24 protein-coding genes are annotated in these 22,111 nt (G+C 36.2%); 4 read left to right on the top strand and 20 right to left on the bottom strand.

Going from position 1 to position 22,111, the window contains the following annotated elements:
- Nucleotides 1-34: 34 nt before the first annotated feature.
- From ACH3PA_RS12375 to ACH3PA_RS12400, 6 genes are read right to left on the bottom strand one after another with little or no spacing between them, the layout of a single operon-like run.
- Nucleotides 35-1,300, bottom strand: a complete 1,266-nt coding sequence (locus ACH3PA_RS12375) for a DUF819 domain-containing protein (RefSeq protein ID WP_416443762.1) — start codon at nt 1,298-1,300, stop codon at nt 35-37.
- Nucleotides 1,301-1,354: 54 nt separating this feature from the next.
- Nucleotides 1,355-1,537: an Arc family DNA-binding protein gene (locus ACH3PA_RS12380; RefSeq protein ID WP_416443760.1), complete on the bottom strand. Its 183-nt coding sequence runs from the start codon at nt 1,535-1,537 to the stop codon at nt 1,355-1,357.
- A gap of 2 nt (nt 1,538-1,539) precedes the next feature.
- Complete coding sequence (locus ACH3PA_RS12385; protein ID WP_416443758.1) at nt 1,540-2,475, bottom strand: alpha/beta hydrolase; 936 nt, start codon at nt 2,473-2,475, stop codon at nt 1,540-1,542.
- Nucleotides 2,472-2,960 carry a hypothetical protein gene (locus tag ACH3PA_RS12390; RefSeq protein ID WP_416443756.1) on the bottom strand — a complete coding sequence of 163 codons (489 nt, stop codon included), beginning with the start codon at nt 2,958-2,960 and terminating at the stop codon, nt 2,472-2,474. Before ACH3PA_RS12390 ends, ACH3PA_RS12385 begins: the two co-directional genes overlap by 4 nt.
- Nucleotide 2,961: 1 nt before the next feature.
- Nucleotides 2,962-3,117: a hypothetical protein gene (locus ACH3PA_RS12395; RefSeq protein WP_416443754.1), complete on the bottom strand. Its 156-nt coding sequence runs from the start codon at nt 3,115-3,117 to the stop codon at nt 2,962-2,964.
- A 5-nt stretch (nt 3,118-3,122) separates the two neighbouring features.
- On the bottom strand, nt 3,123-3,983 hold the full coding sequence (locus tag ACH3PA_RS12400; protein WP_416443752.1) for an SPFH domain-containing protein: 861 nt from the start codon (nt 3,981-3,983) through the stop codon (nt 3,123-3,125).
- Nucleotides 3,984-4,189: 206 nt separating this feature from the next.
- On the opposite strand from ACH3PA_RS12400, the gene ACH3PA_RS12405 reads away from it, so the two are divergent.
- Nucleotides 4,190-4,963, top strand: coding sequence for a S1/P1 nuclease (locus ACH3PA_RS12405; RefSeq protein WP_416443750.1), 774 nt, complete (start codon nt 4,190-4,192; stop codon nt 4,961-4,963).
- 20 nt (nt 4,964-4,983) lie between these two features.
- Here ACH3PA_RS12405 and ACH3PA_RS12410 read toward each other — a convergent pair whose 3' ends face one another.
- From ACH3PA_RS12410 to ACH3PA_RS12420, 3 genes are all read right to left on the bottom strand, one after another.
- On the bottom strand, nt 4,984-5,832 hold the full coding sequence (locus tag ACH3PA_RS12410) for a helix-turn-helix domain-containing protein (RefSeq protein ID WP_416443748.1): 849 nt from the start codon (nt 5,830-5,832) through the stop codon (nt 4,984-4,986).
- A gap of 342 nt (nt 5,833-6,174) precedes the next feature.
- Nucleotides 6,175-6,786, bottom strand: coding sequence for an alpha-ketoglutarate-dependent dioxygenase AlkB family protein (locus ACH3PA_RS12415; protein ID WP_416443746.1), 612 nt, complete (start codon nt 6,784-6,786; stop codon nt 6,175-6,177).
- A gap of 5 nt (nt 6,787-6,791) precedes the next feature.
- Nucleotides 6,792-7,670: an AraC family transcriptional regulator gene (locus tag ACH3PA_RS12420; RefSeq protein WP_416443744.1), complete on the bottom strand. Its 879-nt coding sequence runs from the start codon at nt 7,668-7,670 to the stop codon at nt 6,792-6,794.
- Between the two features lie 217 nt (nt 7,671-7,887).
- Between ACH3PA_RS12420 and ACH3PA_RS12425 the strand changes: the two genes are divergently transcribed.
- Nucleotides 7,888-8,472, top strand: a complete 585-nt coding sequence (locus ACH3PA_RS12425) for a T9SS type A sorting domain-containing protein (RefSeq protein WP_416443742.1) — start codon at nt 7,888-7,890, stop codon at nt 8,470-8,472.
- Nucleotides 8,473-8,528: 56 nt separating this feature from the next.
- Here the strand turns inward: ACH3PA_RS12425 and ACH3PA_RS12430 are convergent, their stop codons facing one another.
- Both ACH3PA_RS12430 and ACH3PA_RS12435 read right to left on the bottom strand, forming a co-directional pair.
- Nucleotides 8,529-8,885, bottom strand: coding sequence for a MauE/DoxX family redox-associated membrane protein (locus ACH3PA_RS12430; RefSeq protein WP_416448210.1), 357 nt, complete (start codon nt 8,883-8,885; stop codon nt 8,529-8,531).
- Between the two features lie 89 nt (nt 8,886-8,974).
- Nucleotides 8,975-9,322, bottom strand: a complete 348-nt coding sequence (locus ACH3PA_RS12435) for a DUF6249 domain-containing protein (RefSeq protein ID WP_416448211.1) — start codon at nt 9,320-9,322, stop codon at nt 8,975-8,977.
- A 183-nt stretch (nt 9,323-9,505) separates the two neighbouring features.
- Here ACH3PA_RS12435 and ACH3PA_RS12440 point away from each other — a divergent pair, with 183 nt between their 5' ends.
- Together ACH3PA_RS12440 and ACH3PA_RS12445 are read left to right on the top strand one after the other, a co-directional pair.
- A complete protein-coding gene (locus ACH3PA_RS12440) occupies nt 9,506-10,090 on the top strand; it encodes an RNA polymerase sigma factor (RefSeq protein ID WP_416448212.1) in 585 nt (194 codons plus the stop codon).
- Nucleotides 10,077-10,487, top strand: a complete 411-nt coding sequence (locus ACH3PA_RS12445) for a hypothetical protein (RefSeq protein WP_416448213.1) — start codon at nt 10,077-10,079, stop codon at nt 10,485-10,487. Before ACH3PA_RS12440 ends, ACH3PA_RS12445 begins: the two co-directional genes overlap by 14 nt.
- Here the strand turns inward: ACH3PA_RS12445 and ACH3PA_RS12450 are convergent.
- The 9 genes from ACH3PA_RS12450 to eutB form a co-directional block, all read right to left on the bottom strand.
- Entirely contained in the window at nt 10,484-11,095 is a 612-nt protein-coding gene (locus ACH3PA_RS12450; protein ID WP_416443732.1) for an alpha/beta hydrolase, read from the bottom strand. The two genes, ACH3PA_RS12445 and ACH3PA_RS12450, sit on opposite strands and share 4 nt — an antisense overlap.
- A complete protein-coding gene (locus ACH3PA_RS12455) occupies nt 11,088-12,053 on the bottom strand; it encodes a ring-cleaving dioxygenase (RefSeq protein ID WP_416443730.1) in 966 nt (321 codons plus the stop codon). Before ACH3PA_RS12455 ends, ACH3PA_RS12450 begins: the two co-directional genes overlap by 8 nt.
- Before the next feature lie 102 nt (nt 12,054-12,155).
- Nucleotides 12,156-12,980, bottom strand: coding sequence for a hypothetical protein (locus ACH3PA_RS12460; protein ID WP_416443728.1), 825 nt, complete (start codon nt 12,978-12,980; stop codon nt 12,156-12,158).
- 82 nt (nt 12,981-13,062) lie between these two features.
- Nucleotides 13,063-14,481 (bottom strand): amidohydrolase family protein, encoded by a 1,419-nt coding sequence (locus ACH3PA_RS12465; protein WP_416443726.1) that lies wholly within the window; start codon nt 14,479-14,481, stop codon nt 13,063-13,065.
- Between the two features lie 67 nt (nt 14,482-14,548).
- A complete protein-coding gene (locus tag ACH3PA_RS12470; RefSeq protein ID WP_416443724.1) occupies nt 14,549-14,953 on the bottom strand; it encodes a response regulator in 405 nt (134 codons plus the stop codon).
- Between the two features lie 8 nt (nt 14,954-14,961).
- A complete protein-coding gene (locus ACH3PA_RS12475) occupies nt 14,962-16,926 on the bottom strand; it encodes a sensor histidine kinase (RefSeq protein WP_416443722.1) in 1,965 nt (654 codons plus the stop codon).
- Nucleotides 16,927-17,245: 319 nt separating this feature from the next.
- On the bottom strand, nt 17,246-18,250 hold the full coding sequence (locus tag ACH3PA_RS12480; RefSeq protein WP_416443720.1) for a zinc-dependent alcohol dehydrogenase family protein: 1,005 nt from the start codon (nt 18,248-18,250) through the stop codon (nt 17,246-17,248).
- 123 nt (nt 18,251-18,373) lie between these two features.
- Nucleotides 18,374-18,643: a hypothetical protein gene (locus ACH3PA_RS12485; protein WP_416443718.1), complete on the bottom strand. Its 270-nt coding sequence runs from the start codon at nt 18,641-18,643 to the stop codon at nt 18,374-18,376.
- 1,036 nt (nt 18,644-19,679) lie between these two features.
- Nucleotides 19,680-22,025 carry an ethanolamine ammonia-lyase subunit EutB gene (eutB, locus tag ACH3PA_RS12490; RefSeq protein ID WP_416443716.1) on the bottom strand — a complete coding sequence of 782 codons (2,346 nt, stop codon included), beginning with the start codon at nt 22,023-22,025 and terminating at the stop codon, nt 19,680-19,682.
- Between the last annotated feature and the right edge of the window lie 86 nt (nt 22,026-22,111).

Consider the following 22,111-nt stretch of genomic DNA (forward strand, 5'->3'; position numbering starts at 1 on the left):
GGGCTACAAATATGCCTAAATTTTGATTGATATACTAACTCGCCGAAGCAATTTGCATTAAAAGCACGCAACCATAAGCACCCCAGGTACCTACCACATAACCCAGAACAGCCAGAAGCACGCCTACTGTAGCGAGTGAAGGATGAAAGGCTGCAGCCACTACAGGTGCAGATGCTGCGCCGCCTACATTTGCCTGACTACCTACTGCAAGGAAGAAATACGGTGCTTTAATTAATTTTGCTACTAGTATAAGAAGACCGGCATGTATTGCCATCCAGACAAGGCCAATTGCCAACAGACCGGGATTATCGAATATCATGGTTAGATCCATCTTCATGCCTATAGTCGCCACGAGAATGTAAATGAAAATACTGCCAATTTTACTGGCGCCGGCACCTTCATATTTTTTTGCAGGAGTGAAAGAGATGATAATACCAATGGCAGTGGCTATTGTGATCATCCAGAAAAAAGTAGACGTAAATGATGAAAAAGCGGAACTTTTATCACTAAAAACGGCAAAATTACTTATTAAAAATGCCGATATTTTTTCTGAACCCCAATGAGCAAATCCTACAGCGCCAAAAGCCAGACCAAGCATAACCATAAAATCAGTCAAAGTGGGATTACGTGTTACTGAAGCCGCATAAGCCGAAACTCTTTCTTTTAAGTCTGTGATTGCTGTGGCATCTGCTTTTAACCAGCGGTCTATACGGTCTGTTTTACCAATTCCCATGAGGATTATTGCCATCCATAAATTTGCAACAACTATATCTACAAATACCATCCCGCCGTATTTTGCAGGATTAAATTTAAATATCTCTAGCATTGCTGCTTGGTTTGCGCCACCGCCTATCCAGCTACCCGCAAGAGTTGCTAGTCCGCGCCAGATAGCATCAGGCCCGGCACCGCCTACTACATCTGGAGCAACGAATGAAATAAGTAAAATAGCCAGTGGACCACCAATTATAATACCTACAGTTCCTGTTAAAAACATGATTAAAGCCTTTGGGCCCAGATTTACTATAGCTTTAAGGTCTATACTTAAAGTCATTAATACCAGAGAGGCGGGAAGGAGGTAGCGGCTTGCAACAAAGTAGAGTTGAGAAGTCTCTGCACTTATTAGACCGGCCGTATTTAAAATTGCCGGTATTAAATAACACATAAGCAAAGCAGGAACTACTTTGTAAAATTTAAACCAGAATCCCTTTTTAACTGAAGAGGTATAGAAAACAGCAGCAACAGCCACCATTAATAGTCCAAAGACAATAGCATCGTTTGTAAATACGGGGAGTTTTTCCATGAAGAGATTTTATCTCCCGCAAAATATGAATTTTAAAATTTGCGATTGTGGTGGTTAATCGCTTTTGGTATCTCTATTTTTATTCTTGATCATTGATCGCTTTTGCTTTTTTAGCGATTCATTCAAGATCCATTCTATCTGGCCATTTGTGCTCCTAAACTCATCTGCTGCCCATTTTTCAACGGCTTTAAGAATATCTTCGTTTATGCGTAGCGCAAAAGCTTTCTTTTTTGGCATTCTTATTCTTTAATGAATTCTGAAATTACGGTAATAGCTTCAGGCATTACAGGTAAGTATGATTCACTGTATGTCTTTGAGTTTTCTATATCATCATCACCTTTCACTTCTTTAAGAATGTGATTCATATTCTCAATATTTACATACTTAGCATCGGGTTTTGCTGCAGAGAGAATTTCGCCATCAGCTGGCGGCACCTGTAGATCTTTTGAACCTGTAATTATAAGAACGGGAATCTCAAGACTCTTAATGATCTCTGTAGGATCATAAAGCATCCAGCTACGCATAAATGGCTGCACTGATGGGCGTAATAGTGAAAATAATCCCGGACTGAATTTTTCGGCTTTACCGGTGGTTTTTAGGTCTTCAAAGGCTCTTTCTGCATCTTCTTTTAGAGCCGGAGCTTGTTGCTCGAGTTGCTTAATTATAAGTTCATCAACACTTTCTGCAGCTCCATTTAGAGAAACAACTTTTGCCACATCGGTTTCTTTCGCGGCAAGCATTGCAATTAAAGCGCCCTGACTGTGACCCACTAAAATTATCTTTTTGTATCCCTTATCTTTGAAGTATTTAGCTACATCAACAGCATCGTTTACAAAATCTTTGAAATCGAGTTCTTCTTCTTTTAAATTATTTTGTGCTACTAATGCAAAAATGCGCTTGTCATATCTAAAAGTAGAAATACCATTTTTAGTAAGACCTTCTGCGAGCAATTTTAGACTGTTATTTTGCATCATGCGCTGGTTCCCGTTGCGGTCTGTAGGCCCTGAGCCGGGAATTATTATAGCTAAAGTTGTGGTATCTGTGGCGGTGGTTAATAAAGTTCCGTTTATAAGTGGATTTATTTTTATCTCTTGTTCTTTAGTTTCAGACTGTGCAAAGCCACAAGCAATAAAGCAGATAAAAAATATATTAAAGAGACAACTGTTCAACTTCATTTTATGTGGTATTTATTAATCATTTCATTTACTGCGTCTGGATTTTGAGTTCCCAGCAGGAGTTCTTTACCATTTTTAAATACAATCTGAATGCCAATTTTACCCTTAATATTCAAGGCCTTTTTTTTGTGTAAGGAAATGCGATAACCCCACCCGCCATATTCAAGAATAGGATTATAAGTGCGTATAGTTACCTGTTGCATATCTGCCCAGGAACTAAACCTAAATCTTCTTTGAAATGGATAAAATCTATATGAGATCCCGTTCTCATCAATTTGTGTCTCCAGTTTAAACAGAAACCAAAAAGCAAGAAATACAGTGAGAATTATGAGAATACTAATAATAACAGACATTAATTCAAAACGTGAGTTTATTAAAGTGTCATAATGCAAAATCAACGGACTTATAGCAACTGCTATTACGGCAAGTAGCAAAACACGAATCCACCATTGATCAAAACGCTGTACCTCTTTGTAGACTTTCATATTATCTGTTTTTATCTCTTTCGAAAATGACTTTGTAATGGGCGTCCATAAATTTAAACACCCAGCCATCTTTAGCAAATCTATTGAGAAACAGCTCTAATTTCTCATCATTCTTACTTAAGCTTAACTTAAAACTTTCTACTTTATACTCTTTCATAACCATTAATGATTTAAAGTCCCGGCATTAACCACAGGAGAAGCGTCTTTATCACTACACAGAATAACCATAAGGTTACTCACCATAGCCGCGCGGCGATCTTCATCCAGATCTATTATCTCTTTTTTACTTAATTCATGCAGTGCCATTTCTACCATGCTAACTGCACCTTCTACAATTTTGTGGCGAGCAGCGACTATGGCAGTAGCCTGCTGGCGTTTTAGCATCGCGCTTGCAATTTCCTGTGCGTAGGCCAAATAACCTATACGCGCTTCAAGTACCTCAATACCAGCAATAGCAAGGCGCTCTTCAAGTTCTTGCTCAAGTGCTTCACTTACTTCATTTACACTTGATCTTAGTGTTATATCTTCATCAAGACCTTCATCTGCAAAATTATCGTAAGGATACATACTGGCTAATTTGCGTACTGCGGCATCAGTTTGTACGCGTACAAAGTTCTCGTAGTTATCAACATCAAAAGCCGCTTTGTGCGTATCCATCACGCGCCAGACCAAAATCGTGCTTATCATTATAGGATTACCTAATTTATCGTTCACTTTTAAACGCTCACTGTCAAAATTACTGGCTCTAAGAGAGATTTTTCTTTTTGTAAAAAGTGGATTAACCCAATACAAGCCATTCTTCTTAATAGTGCCCTGATATTTTCCAAAAAGAAGTAATACGCGAGAATCATTAGGATTTACCATGACCAGACCAAAAAGCAAAATGATTGTAATGACAATGACAATTGCGGGTAATATTGATTTGAGGTAAAATATAGATGCTATACTGCTAAAAAATACTAGTAGCAATACAAATAACATTACATAACCGCTGGCGGGGACGATAGTTCTTTCTTGGCTCATTTTAATTTGATTTTGAAATGATATTAAATTGATATCACTAAGTTAATAAAAAATACGATATGGCTGGTTTTTCATATCGCTAAAGTTTTTTCCGGTTTAACCGGGATAATCTTTATTTATTTCCTGAAAAAAATTTGAATATTATTTTAGAACAGGATTACCTCTATAGGTAGTGAATGTTTTAGATTTGTTACAAAAATTTTACAATGCGATATATACTCCCTATTTTCATTTTTTTATTTATTTCTACAAACTCCTATTCTTATGACTGGGGCCAGAAAGGCCACCGCACCACTGCTGCAATAGCAGAGCATTATTTAAACAGAAGAACTAAAAAGCATTTAAAAGATTTGCTGGGCGAGGAGACACTCGTTACAGTTTCTACTTATGCAGATGAGATTAAAAGCTATTCAGAATTTAAAAAATACAGTCCGTGGCATTATGTCAATATTACTCCGGGAAAAACCTATGCAGTAGACAGTAAAAATCCGTCAGGTGATCTATACATGGCGATAGAAGAGTGTAAGAAGGTTTTAAAATCTGAAGAAAGTTCTAAAGAAGACAAGATCTTTTACCTGAAGTTTTTAGTTCATCTTCTGGGAGATCTGCATCAACCTTTACACGTAGGCAAAGCAGAAGATCAAGGCGGAAACAAGATACAGGTACGCTGGTTTAACGATGGTACTAATCTACATTCGGTATGGGATACAAAGATGATTGAAAGTTATGGGATGTCTTATAGCGAACTAGCAGATAATTATGGAGCGCGCGATAAAGATAAATACAAAGCCATCTCTTCTGGTAGTGTTATGGACTGGGTGAATGAAGGGCGTGCACTTGCAGATACAGTTTATGCTTCTGCGAAAGTGGGTGAAAAATTAAGCTACAGATATCAAGCTGATAATTTTGAAATTATAACAGAGCAGCTTGAAAAAGGTGGAATACGCCTTGCCTCGATACTAAACGAGATTTTTGGCTGATTTTGACAGATTTTTGACCTTTACAGGCTGTTTTTATAGCCTTTTGGGGTGGTCTCAAAATATTTTTTAAATATTCTTGTTAGGTGACTTTCATCTGTAAACCCTAGTTGATAAGCAATCTCAGACACAGTAAAATCTGTATGTTCCAGACGGTATTTTACCATATCTAGTTTATGTAGTAATATGTAATGATGCAGAGACTTGCCTGTTTGCTTTTTAAAGTAGTTGCTTAAAGTACTGTTAGTCATGTTGAAGTTACTGGCAAGAGCAGAAATTTTCATACGTTGTGACTCATAAACATATTTATGTATGTAGGCGAGGATATCATCTATAAGTTGATGCTTGTCTTTTTGTGGGAGATCATATTGCTTATAACCCTCATTTATATTTCGTGCTATTATACTTAATGTGGTACTTATCATATTAGATATAATATGTCTGTAGTACTCCTCTTTACGCTCATTCTCTTTGTGAATCAAGCTGTGTATTTGCCAGATTAAATCTCGTTCTACATTGTTTCTTATTACGTCTCCCGGTTTTAAATTGGGATGTTGCAGGATAAAATCTATACGTCTTAACCAGTAGGACCTGTCTGGCAAGTTTACTTTGCTTGAGAATAATGAATTGGTAAATAAGAAAGTACAGAAAGTAGTTTCAGATTCTATATTGAAATAATGATTATCATCTGGAGCAATGAGAAAAATATCTTTAGCCTTGTATGCTATATCTACATTATTAATACGATGCATACCCTTTCCTTTCTCTATGAAAATAATTTCAAGATAATTTCTGTCATCAAAATCTTTCACCCATTCTTTAAGGGTGTAAATCTTTATAATGAAAACTTCCTCTAGGTTGAACTGTACCATTACGCATTCATTTATGAAATTATAATAGCTCTTTCCTTTTGTATAATAGTGGGTAGAGAAAAAGGAGTAAAAATGCTAAGGAAATGCTAATCCTTAGAAAGTTACGAATTTTTTACAATTTTAAATTGATTTTTTACAACTATAAATTTACTATGCGTGCATACATTTGCAGCCGTTAATGTGATTTCATATTAATAATTGGTGAGAGCCTAATAATAGCATTTCTATTATGAAGTTTTCTGGTACTTGTGGTGAGGTACCATGGTTAAGTTAACGCCGGAAGTTGAATTGTGATTAGGTAGCCCCTAGCTTTATCATAAAAGAACTTCCGGTTTTTTTATACTACTTAATAATTCTGAAGGTAAGATTTATTCTTGGGCCTATTTCTAATCTGGTTTTAGGCAGCTCGTGCTGCCAGTGGTGCTGTGTTTCTGCCTGCATAAGTAAAAGGCTCCCATGTGCGAGTTTAAGCTTTATAACGTCCCCTTCTTTATTCTTTTGGCGCATTTTAAAAAACCGCTCTGTACCCAGACTTACAGAAGCTATTATAGGATTTATACCTAATTCTTTCTCATCATCAGCATGCCAGCCATTGCTATCCTGCCCATTGCGATACAGATTAAGTAAGCAAGTAGTGAATTCTATATTAGCAATTTTTTCTACTCGCTCTTTTATTTGTTGTATGGCTGGTGTAAAATTGTGAGGATGCATGGTTATACCGGAATAGGAGTACGCCAAACCATTGCTTGCATAAAGGGCGGTAAGTCTGGGTTGAGGATAAGTCTTGCCGAATATTGTTATATTATCCTGTTGCCAGGGAGTTTCTCTATATAACTCTCTAAAATAAAAATCACTTTCTTCTTTGCTAAAAAGTGCAGGATAATATGTAACGGAAGCATTTTTTAGGTCTAAATGCTGTGGTGCTTCCGGGTTTTCATTAAACAAATCTGGCATATCTATTAAGATACCACAAATTTTAATTCGTTACGATAGGTTGATGGGGTTTTTGCAGTGAACTTTTTAAACTGCTTGTTGAAGTGTGAAAAGTTATTGAAACCACTTTCAAAGCAAACATCTGTGATACTAATTTGCTTTTCATGCAACAATTTTGCAGCATGTACGAGTCTGTATTCATTAACAAACTGCGTAAAAGTTTTTCCTGTGATTTTTTTAAAGTATCTACAGAATGCAGGAACAGTCATACTAACGAGATCAGCTATTTCTTCTAAAGAGATCTGGCGTTTAAATTCTTCTTTCACAAAATTAAATACCACATTAATACGGTTATTATCCTGTAATTCTGTTTCCAGAATAAATCCCTGTGCATTTAGTACTGTATATTGATCTGCCGCTTCCAGTAGTTTTAAAACTTCAAGTAAGCCCAGCAATCGTTCATAATTAGATGCATTTGTAAGCGCTTCTATCTTTGCACCTATGCTTCGCTTAGTATCGCCATGAAAAACGATGCCCATTTTTGCCCGTTCAAAGAGAGCTTTTATGCTGCGCATCTCAGGTATTTCTAGAAATGATTCGCCTAAAAAATCTGGACGCATTTGTATTACAGTCTCATTTTCATAATTACGAAGTGTATCTGTAAAACCACAGTGGGGTAAATTAGAACCTATTAATATAAGATCACCGTTGCGGTAATATGATATATGACTTCCTATTTGCCTTTTACCTGTACCGCCATTTACATATACAAGTTCTAATTCAGGGTGATAATGCCAGAAGTTATGGTTGTTATTTTCATTATCCTGATTATAAGTGCGAAAGGAAAAAGAACTGCCAAAGCCGGGTTCTATTTTCTCAAAGGCGGGTTTAGGTGATTTTGACATGAATGAATCTGTTTTACTCGTCTAATTTACCATCACTAGAACAATCAATTATGTGCTAGATTAACTTAAATGTGTTTTGTTTTCACCAAACACCCATTTTAGGTAGTCATTGTAGTTAAAATAGAACATTTATCTGCACAACCGCTTCTATTTTAGGGTGCATTATGGTGGTATGTTTGTACTGTAAAATAAGAAAAAACCCTAAATAACAAATACTATGAAAACTCTAATTAAAAAATCAGTACTTGCTCTGTTTCTTGCCTTAGGCTTGAACATGACCGCAAAAGAAAACTTTGATGTAGTTGTAAAAGATAATTTTATAGTTACTGTCGCTTTTGACAGCACAACTGCAGATTCAAAATTAAAACTAGAAGATCGCAATGGTGAGATTCTTTTTAGTGAAGTATTAGGTGCTAAGCCATCTTTTAAAAAGTCACTAAGTATGGAAGCTTTACCACAAGGTACTTACTATATAGTTCTTGAAAACTCTTACCGCGTTGTAACTACTACTATTGAGAAAGACAGCAAAGGTCTTGTTGTAGTAGAAGACAATGATAATGTAATCTTCAAGCCTGGCTATAAAGTAGAAGGTAATGTAGTTTTAGTATCTGTTACTAATCCTACTCAAAAAGAAGCATTACTTCATGTTTATGATACAAATGGTAACGTAATAGGTTCTGTAAAAGACTCTGCACTTGTAGTAAAACAAACTTTAGATTTCTCTAAAGTACCTGCAGGAGATTATCTAATCTCTGTTAAAATAGGTAAAGAAACATTTAATAAAACCATCACAATAGGATAGTTTAGAAAAAGAAGAAATTCTTCAAACCTTAAATCCCGGCTTTCGTCGGGATTTTTTTATTGTCCTAAATATGAGTAAGACCAATACATTAGGCCTAATTGTAATGGCAACCTTAAAACCAATAACCATTTAGGCAATTTAATATTGGCTTCTGGCGTAAGCATATAAAAATGTACGGTGAGAAAAACTATTAGCATCGTAATAATTCCCCAGATCGCCATGTCTTTTGTTTCAGGAAAGCATAGGCAAATACCCAGCGTAATTTCTGCAATGCCGCTTACAAACACCAATAGCTTGTGACTGGGTAAATAACGGGGCATAATGCGCATATATGTGCGCGGTTTAATAAAGTGCATGATACCGGCAACGATATACATAACCGCCATAAGATATAAATGCCAGGGGTATTTCATATTTAACTATTTCCAGCTAAAAGTAAACAAAAAAGCACCTGCAACTTTAAACAAGTGCAGATGCTTTACTTAAAAATGGGCGTAAAAGCCTAGTTTATTAGCTTTTTTGTGAGGAAAAACCCAACGACCAGCGCGATACCACCCATTAAAAAGAGTGTTGCGGGGTAAGCAACTTCCTCATCAAGATCAAAAAGGCTCACAAGAGAGGCCGCTAGTAAAATCCCAATCCCAATCCCTATCATCAGCAAACCGAGGTTAAGTATAATTACCTTCCAGACTGGTGGCGCTTCCCTGTTTTGATATTTACCAAATATTGTTGCATCTGCGCCTTTTTCTATTAAGGCCAATCGCTCTTTATTACGCGTAGTATAATGCAAATAAAATATACCAAATGCGACTAAAAAAAAGCTTACAAATACGATTACTTCTCCTCCCATAACGGTTGTTTTTTGAATGATTACTAATTTTGTTCTGAGGTTATGACACGCTTCAGGGAGATTTGGTTACACTTTTAACCGATTTTCTTTATAAAAAGGCCGATTTTTTCTTTTCGAGAATTATATGAAAAATAACAACACTTTTCTGTAACCAATTACTGTTGCATGAAGTCATATAATTGAATGAACCAAAAGGACGATAAGCAGATTATAGAAGAAATTCTCGCGGGCAGAGTAGAGAGGTACGGTCTTTTGGTAAAAAAATATGAAACTTTAGTTTTCACTTTGGCGTTGCGTATGATAGCTAACAGAGAAGATGCAGAAGAAGTTGCTCAGGACGTCTTTGTTAAATCATTTCATGCCTTAAATACGTATAAAGGTGATGCTAAATTCTCAACCTGGTTATATAGAATAACCTATAATACCTGCCTGGATATGCTTTCGCGAAAGCGGCGCCAGCCAGCATATTACGATCTTGATAATTTACAACACACAGATCTGCAAGAGGTAGAAAACGCTCTTGATAAGATGGAAGCTGGTGAAAGAGAAGAACAGATTAAAAAAGCAATAAACATGTTGCCAGAAGATGAAGCCTTTTTAATTACAGTCTATTATTATGACGAGCAAAGCGTGAAAGAACTGGCAGAAATAACGGGCTTAAGCGAAAGCAATGTAAAAATTAAACTTTACAGAGGGAGAAAAAGATTGTTTACCTTGTTAGGGCCATTAATTAATGCTGAAAAAAAAAGTAGTTATGAGCGCACATGAAGATGAATTACTAAAAAGGCTTTCAGAAAAGCATATAAAAGCACTAAAAACTGAATCACCAAAGACCGATTTTATGGCTGAGGTCATGCTAAAAGTGACTCATAAACCGGTAGATACTTCAGTATTTGTGTACAAATCACCAATTACTACACCTGTTTGGGCGGCGATTGCGCTTGCTTTTATAGCTTTGGTTCTATATGTAATTAAAGGCCAGATAAGTATAGTTGCACTTGAGAAGTATCTACCCAGAAATATAGAGTTGAGTTTGTTTGATAAATTCAGTTTTGTTGAGTCGTCTCAATTGCCTTTTGTAGTAGTCTCAGTAGCTGTTATTTTTACGCTTCTCACTTTATTAGAAATACCAATGATGAAAAAGTTGGTAAATCATAATCGTTAGAACATGAGCTTTTTTACAGTTTCGATCTCATCTTGAAGAATGGTGTGAGGTCTTCCCGGGTAAACGTTAAGCGTAACATTAGCGTTTAGTTTTTCTAAAATTAATTTAGATTCTTCAACCCGCTTTAGCGGAACATGCATGTCTTTATCTCCCACACCTATAAATACGGGTGTGTTTTTAAAATCACCAGAATAATTGGCGACAGAAACATTTTCTCCTATTAATCCCCCAGTAAAAGCGGCAATTCCGCCGAAAGGTTGCGCAAAACGCGCGGCAGCTTCTAATGTAAGACAGGCACCTTGTGAAAAACCCATAAGGTAGATTTTTGAGCTGCTGAGGTGATTTTTGATGTTTTCAAGCAGGTTTTTAACGATATTGACAGCAGATGTTAGCCAGGGTTCATTTTGACTTTCAGGAGCTAAAAAACTGTATGGATACCACGTGCTGTTTGTTGCCTGCGGTGCAGCGATATAAAAACTGTCATCTATAAAATGACTTGCTAATTCTATAATATCGTGGGCGCTTGCTCCCCGACCATGCAAGAGGATAATTGCTTTTTCTGCCTTCTCAAGTGGTTTACCGGCCTCAATTATTTCATATTTATGCATTGTCCATATATTTATGTAGGTCAATTTTAATAGGGGTAAGTCCGCTTTCTATTTTTAAACGATTCGGTTCTTCCCAGGATGGTAATTTTAAAGATTCGCCTAAATTCTCTTTAGCTTCATCAATCGTAAAACCAATATCATTTGTAGCAACTTCAAATAAAACTCCGCCCGGTTCTCTAAAATAAACCGAATGAAAATATTGCCGATCCAGAACAGGAGTAGGGTTAACAAGGCCTTTACTCAATAATTCTTCTCTTAACTCAAACTGGGTGGCATCGTCTGGTGTGGCAAATGCGACGTGGTGTACAGTACCGGCACCGCCCAAACCGCGTAAGGCTTTTGTGTCTGTAATAATATCTACAAAACTGCCGGGCTTGTTAGTTGAGGTATAGCGTTGTCTGTTTCCTTTTTCCTGCAGCATGGCATGGTTCATCTGGCCAGTTAAAAGTTCTATTGTGGCATCTGGTCTGCTTTCGCCCAGAGTTACACTGTAAAAACCTTTTACCGCATATTCTAAGGGAATTTGACCATACGAAAACCCTGGTCGCTCGTCTTTATCATTAGCGACAAGTTCTATACCCATCCCATCATAATCTTCAAAATAAAGAGAAGTCTCGTCATCAAAATGCTGTACAGGTGTCTGGTATTTAATATTGAATTTATCAAGCCTGCGCATCCAATATTCAAGAGCGTTAAGCGGAATTGAAAAAGATGTTACAGTTACCTGACCATTACCTTTTCTACCTTTTGCGATACCATTAAATGGAAAAAAAGTAAGTATCGTACCCGGGTCACCAACCTCATTACCATAATAAAGGTGATAAACATCTGGAGCGTCAAAATTCACAGTTTTCTTAATCATGCGCAAACCCAGAATACCAGCGTAGAAATCAACATTGCGCTGGGGATCTGAAGCAAATGAGGTGACGTGATGTAAACCATTTATATAACTTGACATGATCGTATATTTTAATTAACTGTACAAAGATAATAAATTGTGCATACAATTGTTGTATATACAACAATTAAATTTTTAGTTTCTGAATTATAAATTCAATGCCTAATTGATAGGGGCGTAATCTTTTGGTTTTGAAAAGAAATCAGCCTCAGGTTGCACAAAATGAATATCGCTTATAGTGGCTTCACCTAATGGGTCACCTACCAGACCAAGTTGTTTATCGTAATTATAAAATTTCCAATTTGTTGCGATAGGTACACCTTCAATATTTTGATAATCTGAATAAACTATCGCATGCGGAGCTTTTTCGGCAGAAGCCAAATCACTTTGAAAAGTTACAACATAGCCTGCCGCGTGTAAAGTATTGTCTGCATTTGTGTAAAGCATGTACCAATCATCAGGTGAATCACCTGTTCCTTCTTCAAAAGTCATGTTTAATGTTTGGCGGTCCTTTTCATCAAACCGGGTTTCTGGCAATACTTTAATATTTACGCCATCGTCACTTAACTTAAACGGCATGGCAAAAAAATAGGCCCAGGTAAACATATCAAAGCGGTTGCCTTTCTTGTTAGCTTTTGCCGGAGTTAGATATGCCGAGGTACCATCAAAGATAAGACTGCTTCCATCTGTCTTATCAATTCTTATTTTTCCGGTGTTTGTGAGCACTGTGAGATTACCATTAATGCGCTCGTTGCCGCCAAATTTCAGGTCAATTTTAAAAGAAATCGCCTCATGACTTAAAAAATCGGTTTTATTATGGGCTTTTTCGATTGTAGATACTACGCTGCGAGATAGGGAAGGAGCTCCATTACCTATACCGTTATTTTTCTCAACCGGTATCATTTCGTTGTTCTCACGTGTACGTGCTTTATTATCGCAACTTAAGCTTAGAAGAGAGAGTATATATAAGAGTAGTAAGTTTTTCATCCTGAATATTAATTATTCTAGATAAGACGGTAAAACATATGAAAATTACAGATGTTGCTTTAGTTTAAAGCTCTAAGAGATTTTATTTCTTAAACTTTGTTTCAACACTTTGTAAATGACCGGTGCGCATAAAATGAGTAATACTGCGCATATTAGTAATATCATCACCAGGATCGTTATCAAGAACAATTAGATCTGCAAGTTTTCCCGCTTCTAGTGTGCCAAAATCATTTGCACGACGCATAGCTGTTGCACCATTTTTAGTAGCCATAACTATGAGATCTTTTGCAGGTATACCTGCGCGCTGCATTTGTTCCATCTCGTCGTAAATAGAAATACCGTGTACGGTACCGGGATTCCCGGCATCTGTGCCTACCACAATAGGGATTCCTGCTTCATAAACTCTTTTTAAATTAGCAAACATGATAGTATCGCGCTGGTTTAAGCGTTCATTATAAGCTTGCATATTCTTTCGGGTTTGCAAAGTATCTTCAAAAAACGATTTAAACCCTTCGGCATTTGTCAATTGCTCTCTGGTTTTATCATCAACGACATGGTGAGGATCATTTAGCTCAAATTTTTCGCCTAAAATAGCCATATACGTGTTATAATAACCTCTGGCGACTACAAGAGTTGGGTCATAATAAGTATTATTGGCTTTAGCCAAATCAATAAATTCTTGATCTATCAAGGTATCTTCAACACTGTGAACTAAAAGTTTAGCCCCGTCTTTTAGAGCTGCTTTGGCTTGTTCTAAAGTTGTGGCGTGAACTATTAACTGATTACCTTGTTTTTTAACTTCATCTGCAACCGCATCAAGACCTTTCATAAAAAGCGAGTCTGAAGTATTTAAACTCCAGATTTTAATTCCGGTTGAACCGCGATTTGTCGCTTTTTTCACATAATCTCTTCCGGTTTTTTCATCGTGCAGAGAGATCATAACAGTATCTCCTGAAGTATTAAATGATGCAACAGCTTCCTCAGAAAAAGGCGTTAATAATGGTCCCGCAGTTGCAACATGAGGTGATAAACTATCGGCTTCCGCTTTAGCTGGCATATCATAGGTCCAGGTGAAATCGCCCACATCATAAACAGCGGTAACACCAGATCTTAAATAGGCTTCGTAATATCTGTTTGCATGTTCTTTTTGATAGTTATATACATTTTCATACGGTAAAGAATCTTTTAAATTCAAAGCATCAGGACGCGCATCAAAAAATGCTGTCTGAAAAAAATGTATGTGTGCATCTACGAGTCCCGGCGCGATAAACTTGCCATTTAGGTCGATTTCTTTAGTGTTTTCAGGGATTTTTATATCCTTTCCTACAGCTGATATTCTATCGTCTGTTATAAAAATTGTAGCATCTTCTAACTTATTTCCTGTGCCGTCATAGATAGTGGCATGAGTTAATGCCAGTGTTTTAGCGGTTTTTTTATTTTCTGCACAAGAAATTATAAACACGCTGCATAGAAGTAGTGAAAGAATCTGGTTAGATCGCATAAGAGGAAGTTTTATAACAAGATAACCAATTTTTAAGAACAGCTGAAAAAAGAGCGACTAGCTCATCTTAGAAGTATTTTGCTAAAATATGTTCAAGCATTTTAATATTTAAAGGTTTTCTTTCATAGCCGTCAATCTCTGGGATAGATTGAGCCTTTTTTAAATGGTCTGGGTTAGGGGAGGTTGTAAGCATTACAATTACTATTTTTCCTTTTTGCTCAGCAGGCAGCTTTTTGTATTCATCCATAAACTCCCAGCCGTTCATGATGGGCATATTAATATCAAGAAATATGAGATCTGGTTTGGGATATTTTCCGTCTACTGATTTAGAGAGGAAGTCAAGAGCGAGGGCTCCGTTTTTTTTAATAAAAATCTGGTTTGCACTATTGGTGCGTTCAATAATCCATTTATTTAAAAAATTTGTTGCGTTATCATCGTCGATTAGCAACACACAATTTAATTTTTGCTTCATAAATATATTTAATTCAATGCTGGTATGGTAAAAAAGAAAGTACTGCCTTCACCTGGCTGAGACTCTGCCCATATCTGGCCACCATGAAGTCGCACTACCTTTTTGCAATGTGCAAGACCTATGCCAGTACCTTCAAAGGTATCACGGTCGTGTAGTCTTTGAAAGATGATAAAGATTTTTTTGAGATATTTATCGGCTATCCCTATACCGTTATCTTTAACAGAGAAAACCCATTTTTCAGGTTCCTCATGAGCTGATATTTCAATTATAGGAGCGATTTCTTTTTTTCTGAATTTTATCGCGTTATGTATCAAATTTTGAATTAGTAATCTTAGTTCAGTTTCATAACCATTTACGACAGGGAGATTTTTATATAAAATAGTCGCGTCGTTTTCTTTAATAATTTTATTTAGATCGTTACTTATTTGAGAAACAAGCAGATTGCAATCTACCGGGGCTAATTCTCTATTACCCCCAATTCTTGAATACTCTAACAGGCTATTAATTAAATTACGCATACGGCAACTTGCCTGTGATATAAAATCAAAATATAGGCGTGCCTGGTCATCAAATTGGCTGCTGTACTCAGTTTCAAGCAATTCTACAAAACTTGATATTGTACGTAGCGGTTCCTGAAGATCGTGAGAGGTTATATAATTGTATTGATCTAATTCCTGATTTTGATGCTCTAGTTTGTTTACATACTCCTTTAAAATACCTTCTGCTTCCTTCTCAAGTGTAATATCCTGCCGTATAGTTAGAAACTTATATACTTTACCAGATTCATTTGCGAAAGGAACTATAGTAGTACGCAGCCACATTAAATCCCCATTACGAGTCTTATTATTGATCTCACCTATCCATATTTCGCCTTTAAGAACGGTATCCCATAAGGTTTTGAAAAAATCAGCAGTATGATAGCCTGAATTGAAAATGTTATGAGTCTTACCAATTATCTCCTCTTTTGAATATTGGGATTTTTCGCATAATTTATCGTTGACATCAAATATAACATCATTCTCATCTGATGACGAAAGCATAAAACTTTCGTCAAGAGCTTTTTTAAAATAACCCAGTTGCACATTAGCCTCACGCAGGGATGTTTCCAGCTTAAGGCGCTGTTTGTGAGTATTGTTTAAGCGTACCGAGTTAAATGAGATGTAAACAGCACACACCAGAATGAGCAGAACGGTGTAAATGGCAATACCAAAATCTTCTTCAAAATAGTTTGCTTGAGTTAGATCTATCAGGATATAACTTAAAACCAAAGGAACCAGAATAATAAACGGCAATAAAAACCGTAGTGATTTACTGCCTTCGTATTTTCCTAAAAACAAACCTGTAAAACCCAAAGTAGGATTTTTAAATGAAAGTCCTGTGGCTATTAAAAAGAAAAGAAGAGACGTATGAATCGCCATTGAATCTAAAAAAAATAATCTCTTTGAGGTAGGAATTTGCAGGAGATACGCATCAAGCGAAATGAGCGCAATTATTGATACGGCCAGCAGACTGTATTGTGTAATTTCTCTTACAAACTTTTTTTTGGCATCAACTCCTAATATTGCACCACCTATAACTATAAAACAGACTGATGTGGCCAGAGACATTCTACCAGGTATTGAGTGAGACAGAGTATCTTTAAGAATTAAGGTGTCTATCGTGAATTGAGTTTGAAAAATATATTCGGCAAGTGTTTCTGCTCCTATTAATATAACGCCTAAAGCTAAAATTAGCTGAAGTGGTGATATCTTTTTTTCAATTCCTCTATTGCGCGTAGACCATAAAATAGCAAGGCCACACATAGCAAATGAGATAGCCGTGTTCAACTTCATTGTGGCTGCAGACGGGATAATATTAAGTAAGGCTGGTATTTTTATTAACCAACCTATGATAACCAGCAGAGCAACTACGAGACTAGAAATTGCAATGCTTTTCAATAAAAGATTTATCTTTTCCTGAGTAGCAATACGCATGCACTTTGTTTAATAGATTAAAAATACTGCTTATTGGGTTTATAATTTTAGATAATAGATTTAATTTAATTAAGTATTTATAAGATTTTGATTTGAAGAGAGTTATTTATCATCTTGAATTTTAATCCTCAATTTTATAGCATTCATAATGGCTTATACCATTGAAAATTGTAATTTATTTCTTGTAAAAAGTTAAACAGATCTTATACACCTCGTTTGTTTCTGTGCTCTGGGAGCAAAAATGCGGGCAAAAATGGCATAAAAAAACCCGATATTTAATACAAAATACCGGATTTTTTAACTGAATTATGACCTTTTTTTAGACGGTCACAACTATTTTACCTTTTTGTTGATTAGACTCCATATACTCATGTGCTTCAACTATATCTTCAAAGTCAAAAGTTTTGTCTATTAAAGGTTTTAATTCTCCTGAGGCTAATTTGTCAAAGATAAAATCACGTGCTTTTTTCAAGCGCTCAGGATTTGTGGTGATTTCAAATAAAACATAACCTCTTATGGTAAGTTGTTTTGAAAGTACATCTGTAAATGGGAAATTAGTCTCTTTAGATGACAACATTCCGTATTCTATGACCATTCCGCCTTGAGCGGCAGCTTTTGTAAGTTGGTTTACTATAGGCCCGGTAATAGGATCAAAAAGAAGATTTGCACCTTTACCATCTGTAATCTCCATCGTGCGCTCTGCAAGATCCTCATCATTTGTCACAATTACATGATCTGCTCCTGCGTCTAGAAGATCCTGTTTTTTATCATTAGTTCTTGTTGTAGCGATAACAGTCGCCCCAACAGATTTTGCAATTTGTATTGATGCTATGCCTACACTACTACTAGCGGCTGTAAGAAGAACGGTTTGACCTTTTTTAAGATTACCTATTTCAACCAGAGCGCCGTAAGAAGTTAAATATTGCATCCAGATAGAGGTCGCCTCTTCACTGCTCAAATTATCAGGATAAGAGGTTACGGCATGTGCAGGTACAATTGCTTTCTCACCATACACACCATATTTTGTCATAGAGAATGAAGGTATGGTACTTACTTTATCTCCTACTTTAACATGATCAACGCTACTGCCTATTGCTTCAACAATTCCGCTGGCTTCATAACCCAGTTCAGAAGGTAATTCTGGAGTTTCTAAATATTGTCCTGCTCTAAATGCTACTTCTGCGCGGTTTAAACCAATAGCACTTACTTTTATTAAAACTTCATTATCGCCAGGTTCCTTTTGAGGTACCTCTTCTATTTGTAGCACGCTTGCTTTTCCTGTCTCGTGAAATCTTACTTTTCGTATTGTTTTATCTGTACTCATAATAGTATTTAAATTTTTGACAAATTTTATGAATACAAGCTGTATTAAACAACCTAATGCTATAACTAATTCCTATAGTTTGTATGTTGTAATTCTCTTAAAAAAGAAAAATAATTTAAGAGTTTAGTCTGGAGGTAAAGAGCGCACCCATTTTAGAGTTCCGGCTTCCATCCCTTTAAATTTTGGGTGCTCTTTTAATTTGCCCACAAAGAGATTTTCTGGCTCAACTGCCCATTTTATTTTATGGTACAGCTTTGATTGTGTAAGTGAAGACTGCACCAAGAACAAACCAAATGAAAGTTTGACCATATTTAATTCTTCGGCAATTGCAGAAGGATCTGTAGCGCTTTCAAAAAAGACGACAAAAAGTTGTGGCATAGATATTTGATCCATATCCAAATTTAAATCAATTTAATTTGGATAGATCTAATCAAAATATTGTTTGAAAATTATTTAAGAATTTTCAATTTTTCTACGCTCTTTAAAATACAGCAAAACAACAATAATCAAAACAAGACAGAAGCCTGATATTTGTTTATAAGGTAATTCAAAAGTAGACTTAGATAATTGATGTTTGATCCCGAAAATAAATAGTAGAGTCAACGCCGCTACAAGAAATGAGAACGCAATCGTAAGTAGGATTTTTTTCATGCCTTAGAAATTTGGGGTTTCTAAATTAGTTGTAATTGTTTATGAATTGTTACTCACTAATCATCGGGGAAAATGAACTAATTGAGTTCTGGTAACATGCCGAAGGGGAAAGCAAAAAATACCGGCACGAATATATTAATATATTTAGAAGTAAGTGCTACAATTTTCTATTAACAGAATATTTTCACCAAATTTTAATTTTTGGTAATTATAATTTAATAATATGATAAATTTTGAGGATAATATTTAAGAGTTCTGAAAATGTTGATCCCATTTTAGAATTTGAAGCTCGATTAAGACTTATGTAATTGTCTATTAATTTAATAGCTAAATTTTTACGCCCAAAAAAGTTTTGTAGGTAAACGCTTACAGCGAAAAGTGCTACGTTAACTAAATGGATTTACTCAAAATTGATTTTTAAATTAGTTTTGCCCTCCCTCATTCTTCAATACGGTCAACTCTGACCTAAATGATTTTTCTTTTAGACTAAGACTGACCTATGAATCTATTGTTTAAATAGAGATATTCTGTTTAAACATAGAATTTATTAGTAATGATAGATTTTTTAAGAAATAATTGGGATGCTGAAAACGTTAGAGTAGGCTAACTAAACTAAATTTTATAATGGCTACATACAGATGTAGAACTTGTGGAATAAGAAAGAACGACAAATTATTGTCAAGATTAACCGTACCTAAAAAGTGCAAACAATTTAATACCTCTACTATTTTGCCAGAACACAACTGGACTAAAATATCTAATCACAATTAAAGAATATCTAAGCGCTCTTCATTTGGGCTAACTCATTAAATTCTTTATTAAATAATTCATTAAAAATGGCCAGAGTAAGCGCGGCAGCTTGCTCTGGCTTAAATGCCGTATCTGAAATTCCTGATACAACTCGTGAAATATCATGATCTACCCACCTTTTTTTACTCCAGGCACTATAGGGCGCCGCTGTTAAATAAGTAGAAAAATTATGATGACCAGAACCTGGGCGCTCACCAATAATGTGAATGATGCCTTTATTACCTAAGGATGGATTTTGACCAAAAAGTAATTCGCCACATTGATAGCCTGCACGCACTCTACCATGGGTGATAACTACATGCTGATCGCTTACGCTATAACCTTTAGTTTTTAAAGAGGCCTTAAGCATTTTCAGATAAGGCTCAAGATGACCGTCATCCATCAGAGCTTTAGCATTGAGTCCGTCAGAAATTATAATTTGAACGTCTGGTATATTTGAGTTCCAGCTTTCGCGAAAGCTTTTTAGTGATTTTATCGCATCATTGCTGAGGTTTTCACCACTTTCGGGATGGTACACATAATCTTTACGATCTGATGATCTGGTCAAAATGGGAATAGCTGCCGGTATTGTTTTAATGAACTCCTGAGGCATTGGTGTCCATAAACTTACTTTTGCATCCTCGTAGAGCGCTTCTACTTCGGCTTTTAATTGTGGGTCAAGATCCCAAATGTTTTCACCGTAACCTTCTGCTATAGAAACTCCCCGTTGTTTTATTTCCAGAATTCGTTTTTCAGCTTCAGCATAAATTTCATTTTTATCTCGGGTATCACCTTTAGCTTCACAGTATTTTAAATAAACCCACTTAGGATCACCAAAATGTGAGGTAGGTTTATTCTCAGCATCAATTATTTCAATATGTTTAAAGAAATCCCACATGGCGTCATTCACTTTGTAACCAAATTGCTCTCTAATCTTTACATGATCACTAAATGAAGTCGTGAGATAACTAAGCATGGGATCATTTTTTGTAGGCAGCGCCATTAAATAAGCGGGATTTACGGGCATGATCTGCTCGATACACCAGTCAAGATCGTCGAGTGAAACATCCATATGCAGGGTAGAGCAGATGTCTAGACCAATCGTGAGGTCGTGTAATTTTCCCATCACGGTATCTTCGAGACAACAGCGCACAAGTTGCTCTTTAGTTTTAAAAACCTCAGGGCCTATAAAGCCTGCCACGTCGTTAACATGTGTCCACGGTTTTTTATTTCCTAATTGATTTTCTTCCATTTGTTTTTTAAGAGCGCGCACAAAACCATACTTGCGCGACTCGTGAATTAGCATGTCAAAACCTTCGCCGTGACCATTGGTAAGATCTGCGCCTTGTCCGGTTTCGGCATAAAGGCCATATTGTCCTTTTCGCTGTAAAGCATAATGCTGCATTTTTTCGATAGAGACGTCAAAGGTTTTATTTGCATTTACCGTCCCTGCCAGACTTTGAAACCAAATGCCTGTTGTGCCTGGTTGTATTTCTTCAGCTTTCGCCTGAATATCTATATGTGACAATACGCAGTTGGGGATGGTTTTTTCAAGACCAAAGGTTGTAATAATATCAAAAAGCGCCTGCTCAATTTTTGCGACAGATTGTGGTTCGCTAGAGACCGGATTTGTACCTAAAACCAGATCACCCACAGCATAAGACCAAGCATCAAAAACCTGCCAGATGATGTCGTCAATATTATCTGTAGGCGAATTAGGCTGAACGCGAGCGCTTAAATATCCCTTGCTGCCTATTTTACTGTTTGGTAGGGGATTAAAAACCTTTTGACCTATCTGTATGAGCTCGTCATTACTCATAAGTTTTACAACGCAGGCGATAATATCGCTGCTCAAAGCTGGCATTATCAGTTTGATTTCTGCTTCAGGTTTTTCCAGCAGATACGATTTTAGTTGACCAAGTGTCCACGAGTGAACATTTTCATTATTTGAAGTTGAGTTTACAATCAACTCATACAGTTCATCCTGAAAAACAGGATATTTATTAAGATCAGCGATTTTTGTTCTGGAAAGGAGATTTTGGGCATTTTTCCGGGATTTTTCATCAGCTGCTGCAATACCCAGTGTGAGATCACCTTCTTTAAAAGCATTTGCAGATCCTATAATTTTTCGATACAGCGTAAAATCCATTTTCCCAGCAGTGCGGTGTATATATTTAAAAATATCTTCTTCGTTTTCAATTCCCGGAATAACTACACCTTTTCCTGATAACTGATTCTCTTCTGGTGAAGCAAAATTGCAGCCGTTGATCATCATTATGGAAGTACTCATAAGTCCAAATTTGATTATAAATTCCTTTCGGGTAATTTCTTGCATCAATTTGTTTTTAAACTGATTCTTATAAAGTTACACGAAAAATGCCTTAAAATAACCGATTTTATTTACTTGCGACCCGATTTTTG

The sequence above is a fragment of the Leeuwenhoekiella sp. A2 genome, from assembly GCF_047946655.1.
In the GTDB taxonomy this organism is placed as follows: Bacteria; Bacteroidota; Bacteroidia; order Flavobacteriales; family Flavobacteriaceae; genus Leeuwenhoekiella.